Here is an 8,160-nt window from a genome sequence, read left to right as displayed (position 1 = left end):
TTGAATGGAATCCAACACTTCGCTTTGAAGAGGTTGCAACTCCTTTTCTTGTGTTAAAGACGTATAAACTTGTCGGATATAAAAGTTGGTTGTGTTATGCATGTTCTTTGCACGTTGGCACATCTCTTGAAAATATTCGTGCATTCGGTGTCCTTTTTTGACACAAATTTGCATGGTTTTGTAGTTTGCCATTTGATTTTCACCCCCCAAACATAAGTTCTAATACGTTTATATTACCTAAAAAATTATAAAAATTCTAGTACCAAAACCGCCAATTCACCTCCCACCTAAATTTCTATCGAATTTTTGAGGAAGGAGTCCTCTTGGCTTTAATGATAGAGGAGGAGTTTGACCTTTTTTATTGTTAATCATTAAGCTAATCCCGTTTCAAGATCTTAGATTTAGCTAAATGGACGGCATAATCCATTATTAATTTATTAGCATTGACGAAGATGTGATCATCGCCAGCATCTACTGCCATGAGATGCCTTGGATTCCGATGATTGATTTCAATAATCCAAAGATTACGGTTTCTATCTATGGCCAAATCAAACCCAACATTCCCTAAATTCCCAAACGTCCCACCGAATTTTTCCATGTGGTGGACCGCTTCAAAAGAAAGATCGCTCATCTCTTGTCTTAATTGGATAGCTTCATACTTTGACATGGAAAGTAGGTTTTGCAAGGATGGATTGCCTCTTTTTACTAGACCTGTGTTACTTACAATTCCTTCTTTTCTACCTTTTCGAGCAATCATCCCTAGATTGTTCCATTCTTCTAAATTGTCTTTTACCATAATGACCCTGAAATCGATCGGAATATCCCGAACATATAGATTAATCACTTGCTGAACAAGATATCCCTTCTTTTTACATCGCTTTTTAAAGTAATTTACCAACTCTTCTTTATTAAAAAATAACGTATGCTTCTCTTTTTTTTGCCGACTAGTGACTACTTTGAAATTTTCTCCTTGTTTAGTAACTTTAAAAATCCCTTTGCCATAACTTCCACTAACCGGTTTTATATAGGCTTCTTTCCATTCATCTAAGAAGTCAACGATGTCTTGTGGAGATGTTATAAGATGAGTTTTTGGTAAGTGTCTGTTTAATCCAGAATGAATGGAAAGCCACTTGTACATTTCCCATTTATTAAAAGTGAAATTATTGATCATTCTACTTCCTAAAGTTTTTCTAAAGAAGATTTGCCAGTCCGTTGTTAAACCGATACGGTTGATGACTGCGTAGGGTATTGGAAGTATTGATGGTCTCCAACCCTTTTCAAAAGGATCATATATATACCCTTCCACTAGTCGTTTTTCTCGATCTATTCCAATAAGATAAAAAGCAATGATACGAACATTTTTATATCCGTCTCCTAAATGTCTCAATTCATGGAGGGACTTCTTTAACCTTCTTCTTGATTTTGCTGCCAATACTCCAATTACGAACGAATTCTGATCCACTTTCTCTTCCAAACTTCCTTGAGACGGATTAATATCTACATACATTCAAATACCACCTTTACAAAAACTCTTCATGAATGAATGAAATAATTGGTAAAAAATATAAATTTCCGACTTTATATAATATATGTTCTATCAACCACTCGATATAGTTAGGAAACCTATTACTTTCACCCTTTTTTATAGAATCAAACAAATAAATAGGTTATAAAACAATCACTGATAGAACGTGATCATATAAATGAGATTAGCTCAACCGAAAGGAGGTAGATAAAGATGGGTAATAACAATAATAATAGTTGTCCTGATAGCTGTTGCACTGGTGATGAAATTCTATGTATTGGCATCCCATGTCCAATAGATATCGTCGCTTTAGGAATTGAACTTCAACTTGAGTTACCGTGTGTAAGATTAACATCCCCTCAAACATTAACGGATGACGAAGTTCAACAACTATTAGGTCTTCTGACTGGCATTCTAGGTGCACTAGGAACTGCTAGTAATAATGGTAATGATGACGAAGAGTAATAAAATCGTTCAGAAAAAGGTCTACACACTCCTTTAAGCACTGTGTAATACTTGGGTGGTGTACGCAGAACGAAAATACCCCTTGGCATTGTTGCCAAGGGGTATTTAATAAACGTCAAACGTATGACTGAAAGTTGAGAGTTTTATGTACTATATACTTATGATAATTTTATCTCGTTCAACACTAAACACTCAAGAATAATCCGGAGTGCAGTAACCATCACTATATTCATTCCATCCATATGAAAAAATCTAGCATCTGTCTATTATTTTTCCGAACCAATCAGCTATAATATTTACTAAACTCCATTAATTCTTCTTTGCTTGAAATATCATGCGAAAACAATGGAATATAGACAATCTCCTGGTCCTTAAACGTTTGCTTTATTTGTGATAAATACCCCTTCTCATTTTCCTTCAGTTCCTGCAAAAACGTTCCATCAGCATTTTCCGGCAGCACTTTGTTCACAATCAATGTTTTCACGTGAAGGTGATAGTTGTCTAGTAGCTCAAGGGCTTTTTTCGTTTCTAGAATAGGTAAACGTTCTGGGTTTAATACAAAAATAAAGCCTGTTATATTTCCATCTAGTAGAATCTTTCTCGCCTTCGAAAATCGTTCCTGTCGTTCCCGAAGGACATCGTAAATCGGATCCTCGATTGGTTCCCCATCATTTAAAAGTTGGCTATAGTTTTCTTTCGTTTTTTTGCGTTTTTTTAACAGCCCTTCAATCCAAACACCCATGAGTTCAGGGAGAGTGAGTAGTCGAATCGTGTGCCCTGTTGGTGCTGTATCAAAAACGAGCTTATCAAAATGTTCGCTTTCTTCTAAAATGATCGAAATTAGTTTATCAAATAAAGCCGCTTCATCCGCTCCTGGGGAAGCCTTTGCCGTATCAAGCTGTCGATGGACTTCTTCCATCATACCTGAATGGACGGTTCCTTTCATATTTTCTTTCACACTATCAATGTACTTTTCCGTTTCGATATCTGGGTCAATTTCTAGCGCAGAAAGATAATCGCTCACTTTTGTCGTTTTTCCACCAATCGACTGATCAAAGATATCCCCTAAATTGTGGGCAGGATCAGTGGAAATAAGCAGTGTTTTATAACCTTTTTCAGCCGCACGCCAAGCAATTCCTGCAGCTGAGGTGGATTTACCGACCCCACCTTTCCCTCCAACAAAAATGATCTTTTTATCCAATACTTCCATCTGGCAAACACCCTCTTCCTATCATTAGCAGCAGCGAATTCCTGTTAATGGTGATTTGTCCATGCCCATTCGTAAGTGCCAGTCATGAAATTCTTCAATCATATGTGGATAAAGCTCAAGTGTATAGTAGTATACAGGGTTAGGAATTCCCAGCATTTCTGAATAAAGCATCAATAAAAATAGATCATCCTCGTCTCTTAGTTCTCTTGCAATTTCCTGTTTATGATTGAGGCTAATAACTTCTTCATAGTATTTAATCAGCTTTTTCACACTATCTAACACTAATCACTCCTCCTTTCAGAAAGGAAAAGAAGAGGCCAACTGTGACCTCCCCTTTGGTTCCTTCTAGTTTAATCCTTGTCAATCTGATTATCAAACTTCCCTCGCATGGCAGAAAATGCTGTAATCGAAATCCATAAAGCAAAGACAAAGTTTATCGCACCAAATACAAATAGAAGCATATTTGAATTTGTTCCCCACCATGACCACGTAAAAGTGACCTGTTGGAAAAGGGCATACATCGTCATAAATAACAAGAAGATCATCGGTATGAACGTATAAATATAGTTTCTACCTAATCGCTTGAGCCATAAAGAGATCAGTAATAAACTTATCCCTGCTAATAGCTGATTAGACGTACCAAACAGCGGCCATAGTAAGTAACCTCCTGAGCCAAATCCTTGTGGTCCTTCTGGAATCAGAACAAGCGCTGCCGTAGAACCTACTGCAACCGTCGTTGCTACATGTGTTTTCGTAAGCGCTGGAATTTTATACTCTGTACCTAGTTCAGAAATAATATAACGCATCAGACGAACGGCTGTATCAAGCGTCGTTGCAGCAAAACTGACAACAATAATCGATACGATTGTTGTAGCCACTCCTTGAGGAATGAATAAGCCTTGCGCAAGGCCTGCTGCACCTTCTACAAAGTTTCCTAGTCCAATGGCATTTGCCTCTGCAAAACTTCCATATGCACCTAAAAACTCATCGGCATTGGAGAATAATGTGACAACAGCGAGAATGGATACTAAGGCTAGAACCCCTTCCCCGACAGCTCCAAAATAACCGACAAAACGTGCATCTGTTTCTTTATTTAATTGCTTCGACGTTGTTCCTGACGATACAAGCCCGTGAAACCCTGAGATGGCACCACAAGCAATCGTAATAAACAATAACGGTAGCCAGGACGTATCCGCTCCAGGATTCGTTGCTGGTGCCGTGATCTGTGGATTTGTCAAAAACAATCCTAAATAAAGAATTCCTAACCCGACAACTAGTTGATGCGAGTTAATGAAATCTCGCGGTTGAAGTAGTTTCCATACAGGAAGGGTTGATGCCACATAGACATAGGCTAGTAAAATAGCAATCCATATGAAGAAAGCAGTCGCTACAGCACCAAGTCCAAATAGACCTGCCGCTTCCTCCCCACCCATATATCGAACTAAGTCAATTTGCAAAAATTCATTTTGCGCAGAAAAAATCGCCGTTGCATACATTACTGCCAACGCAATTAACGAAGGGACAAGCATCTTAATATTTCGTTTGTAAACGGCGTATCCAATCCATATTGCTAATGGAATTTGAATAAATACCGGTAGGACACTAGCTGGATATGTTATGAATAAGTTCGCAATCACCCATGCAAAAACGGCATTCACCATCAAAACTAGAATGAGAATAATAAATAAAAATAAAATCTTTCCACGTTGACCAATGAGCTTGTTCGCTAATGTACCTATTGACTGACCTTTGTTCCGGACAGAAATAACAAGCGTTCCAAAGTCGTGAACACCAGCAGCAAAAACCGTACCAAATACGACCCATAGAACAGCCGGAAGCCATCCCCAATAAACAGCTATTGCAGGCCCTAATATTGGTGCAGCACCTGCTACAGAAGTAAAGTGGTGACCCCATAATACAAATTTGTTTGTCGGTACAAAGTCGACGCCATCTTTGTACTTGTGAGCTGGTGTCACGTAATCAGGATCCAGACGGAAAATCCTTTCAGCAATAAATTTCGAATAAAAACGATAGCCTAAAGCAAATATTACTAGACCTAATATGGCGACCAATATAGCTGACATTTACTCCTACCTCCCTCTATTCTCTTTTTTGTTTGTCTCAGTTCCCTCCCTGCAAAAATTATATTGTAAGCGCTTAAATGTTATTCCCATTTCATTGTAGCAAAAATTCTGAATTTGTAAATAATTTGGACATTTTCCCTTATAATAACATTGTTAAATAGATTCATATAAACCCCTGTTGACTCTTATTTTTAGCCACTTCTCTCAAACCACGAAAAAACCCTCCTTGCTCGACATGAGCAAAGAGGGCTGAACCCTTGGTATATAAGGGATATTAACGCTTCGAGAACTGAGGTGCACGACGTGCGCCTTTAAGACCGTATTTCTTACGCTCTTTCGCACGAGAGTCACGAGTCAAGTATCCTGCTTTCTTAAGTGAATCACGGAATTCTGGATCCGCAATAAGAAGAGCGCGAGCAACACCATGACGGATTGCTCCAGCTTGTCCTGTGTATCCTCCACCATCTACGTTTACAAGCACGTCATAAGTGCCTTCTGTTTGTGTTTCAACTAGTGGTTGCTTAACAATAACTTTTAATGTTTCAAGGTCAAAGTATTCGTTGATGTCTCTGTTGTTGATCACGATTTTGCCGTCTCCAGGTACTAGACGTACACGTGCAACGGAGTTTTTACGACGACCTGTTCCATAATATTGAACTTGTGCCAAGAAAATTCCCTCCTTCTATATTAACCGCGTAATTCGTATACTTCTGGCTTTTGTGCTTCATGTGGGTGCTCATTACCAGCATACACATTTAGCTTTCGGTACATTTGGCTACCTAAAGGTCCTTTAGGCAACATTCCTTTAATAGAAAGCTCAAGTAATTTTACTGGCTTTCGGTCACGCATTTCACCAGCAGATGTTGCTTTCAATGAACCTGGGTATTGGCTGTGACGATAGTACATCTTATCCGCTAACTTGTTTCCAGTTAAGTGGATTTTCTCTGCATTGATGATGATCACGTGGTCACCTGTATCCATGTGTGGTGTAAATGTTGGTTTGTGCTTTCCGCGAAGAAGGCTAGCTACTTCAGTCGAAAGACGACCGAGTGTTTTACCTTCTGCGTCGACTACGAACCATTTGCGTTCAATTTCACTTGGTTTTGCCATATATGTCGTACGCATTTGTGTTTCCCTCCTAATAAAAACTATCCAATGAATTTCCTACATTTCAACTAGTCTATTCCGTACCCGGGGCTAGTGGGCATAAGAATACCATAGACCATCATATAATATCTGAAGGTCACTGTCAACAAAATGTTACACCCGAATGCGTTGTTATTGCAATTTTTTTAGATAAGCTTCTAATTCTTGTTGTTCGTAAAAAACTTGAGATAAATATAATCCGCATGCCGGGGCTGTTTTCCCTGCAAGAGTTCGGTCTTGTCCTTGTAAGATCTCTTCTATTTCACTAGGCTGTCGTTCCCTAAGTCCAACTTCAAGAAGGGTCCCTACTAAAACGCGAACCATTTGATATAAAAAACCGCTGCCAATAAACCGAAACGTCCAGTCTTGTCCATTTTGGACAATGTCAATCATATAAATCGTGCGTACTTTATCGACGACATCCGTTTTCGGAGACGAAAAACTAGTGAAATTATGAGTACCAACTAAATTGGAAGCGGCTTTCTGCATGGAATCTAACTCTAACTTTTTCGGTAAATGGTGGACATAATGACGCTTGAACACGTTCCTTTGTATCGACGTGTTGACATGGTAGACGTATTCCTTCCCAATAGCATCATAACGGGCGTGAAACGACTCTGAGACAAACTCACAGCGCAAGACGTGAATATCATCAGGTAACACACTGTTTAATGCCATTGGCCATCGTTCTTCTGAGATCGATAAAGGTGTATCGAAGTGCACGGGTTGACGCATACCATGGACTCCCGCGTCGGTTCTTCCTGAAGAAGTGGACCGCCACGAATCTGCTTTATGAATTTTTCGTAACGCTCGTTCTAGTTCCCCTTGCACAGAACGATCATTTGACTGTCGTTGGTAGCCATGAAACTGGGCTCCGTCATAAGACAAAGTCGCTAATACTCTTGGCATAGGTTCTCTCTCCCTTTATTCGATAAATCCAAATACAATCGTTAGCAAGGCAAACATGACGAATACCCCAATTGCAATGGAGTCGTTTCTTTTCCACCTTAACTGTCTGAACTTCGTCCGACCTTCTCCTCCACCGTATCCTCTTGCTTCCATGGCTATCGCTAAATCTTCTGCTCGCTTAAATGATTGAACAAACAATGGGATCAAAATTGGAATTAACGATTTCAATCGCTTCCATAACGAACCTTCTGAAAAATTCGCTCCGCGTGCCATTTGCGCTTTCACGATTTTTGACGTCTCCCCTAAAAGGGTTGGAATGAACCTTAAGGCAATCGACATCATTAAAGCTAATTCATGCGTAGGAACACGGATCCTTTTCAATGGTTTCATTAGTCTTTCCATGCCGTCAGTTAAATCGATAGGTGTGGTCGTTAGCGTAAGAAGCGAGGCCATTAGCACTAACAAAAATAACCTAAGAGCAATCAAACTTCCTTCGACTACGCCTCCCGAATATACGGTCAACCAAGGCCAGTCCACAATAACCGTTCCTTCTCTTGTCATAAAAAGGTGTAATAAGAAAGTAAAAAAGATTAAGATAGCAATGAATCTCATCCCTTTTATGTAGTAGCGAAACGGTATTTTTGCAAGAATAAATGTTGTGCCTGTGATGACAATAGCCAATGATAAAACGACGGGATGGCGACTTATGAATAAAAAGATAATAAATAGCAGAATAGCTAGCAGTTTCGCTCTTGGATCGATCTTGTGAACGAGAGAGTTCCTCGGGACGTATTGACCTATAATCACGTTATCAAACACGA

Annotated in this window: 9 protein-coding genes and 1 pseudogene; 1 reads left to right on the top strand and 9 read right to left on the bottom strand. The window is 39.3% G+C overall.

What is annotated here, in order from left to right; genetic code table 11:
* Both QDN89_RS21105 and QDN89_RS21100 read right to left on the bottom strand, forming a co-directional pair.
* Positions 1-192 (bottom strand): annotated as a pseudogene (locus QDN89_RS21105) (RNA-guided endonuclease InsQ/TnpB family protein); the annotation flags it as partial.
* Between the two features lie 184 nt (positions 193-376).
* Positions 377-1,507: a YheC/YheD family endospore coat-associated protein gene (locus tag QDN89_RS21100; RefSeq protein WP_280772166.1), complete on the bottom strand. Its 1,131-nt coding sequence runs from the start codon at positions 1,505-1,507 to the stop codon at positions 377-379.
* Positions 1,508-1,738: 231 nt separating this feature from the next.
* Here QDN89_RS21100 and QDN89_RS21095 point away from each other — a divergent pair, with 231 nt between their 5' ends.
* A complete protein-coding gene (locus tag QDN89_RS21095) occupies positions 1,739-1,990 on the top strand; it encodes a hypothetical protein (protein ID WP_280772165.1) in 252 nt (83 codons plus the stop codon).
* A gap of 283 nt (positions 1,991-2,273) precedes the next feature.
* On the opposite strand, the gene QDN89_RS21090 is transcribed toward QDN89_RS21095, so the two are convergent.
* The 7 genes from QDN89_RS21090 to QDN89_RS21060 form a co-directional block, all read right to left on the bottom strand.
* Positions 2,274-3,200 (bottom strand): ArsA family ATPase, encoded by a 927-nt coding sequence (locus QDN89_RS21090; protein WP_280772164.1) that lies wholly within the window; start codon positions 3,198-3,200, stop codon positions 2,274-2,276.
* Positions 3,201-3,224: 24 nt separating this feature from the next.
* Positions 3,225-3,482: a cory-CC-star protein gene (locus QDN89_RS21085; protein WP_280772163.1), complete on the bottom strand. Its 258-nt coding sequence runs from the start codon at positions 3,480-3,482 to the stop codon at positions 3,225-3,227.
* Between the two features lie 68 nt (positions 3,483-3,550).
* A complete protein-coding gene (locus QDN89_RS21080) occupies positions 3,551-5,284 on the bottom strand; it encodes a carbon starvation CstA family protein (protein WP_280772162.1) in 1,734 nt (577 codons plus the stop codon).
* 274 nt (positions 5,285-5,558) lie between these two features.
* Entirely contained in the window at positions 5,559-5,951 is a 393-nt protein-coding gene (gene rpsI / locus QDN89_RS21075) for a 30S ribosomal protein S9 (RefSeq protein ID WP_280772161.1), read from the bottom strand.
* A 20-nt stretch (positions 5,952-5,971) separates the two neighbouring features.
* Complete coding sequence (rplM, locus tag QDN89_RS21070) at positions 5,972-6,409, bottom strand: 50S ribosomal protein L13 (RefSeq protein WP_280772160.1); 438 nt, start codon at positions 6,407-6,409, stop codon at positions 5,972-5,974.
* Between the two features lie 153 nt (positions 6,410-6,562).
* Positions 6,563-7,339, bottom strand: coding sequence for a tRNA pseudouridine(38-40) synthase TruA (gene truA, locus QDN89_RS21065; protein WP_280772159.1), 777 nt, complete (start codon positions 7,337-7,339; stop codon positions 6,563-6,565).
* A gap of 15 nt (positions 7,340-7,354) precedes the next feature.
* Positions 7,355-8,158 (bottom strand): energy-coupling factor transporter transmembrane component T family protein, encoded by an 804-nt coding sequence (locus tag QDN89_RS21060; protein ID WP_280772158.1) that lies wholly within the window; start codon positions 8,156-8,158, stop codon positions 7,355-7,357.
* Between the last annotated feature and the right edge of the window lie 2 nt (positions 8,159-8,160).

Origin of the sequence: Salipaludibacillus daqingensis, from assembly GCF_029891575.1 — a bacterium.
Taxonomy (GTDB): domain Bacteria; phylum Bacillota; class Bacilli; order Bacillales; family Salisediminibacteriaceae; genus Salipaludibacillus; species Salipaludibacillus daqingensis.
This window is presented reverse-complemented; position numbering and strand designations above follow the sequence as displayed.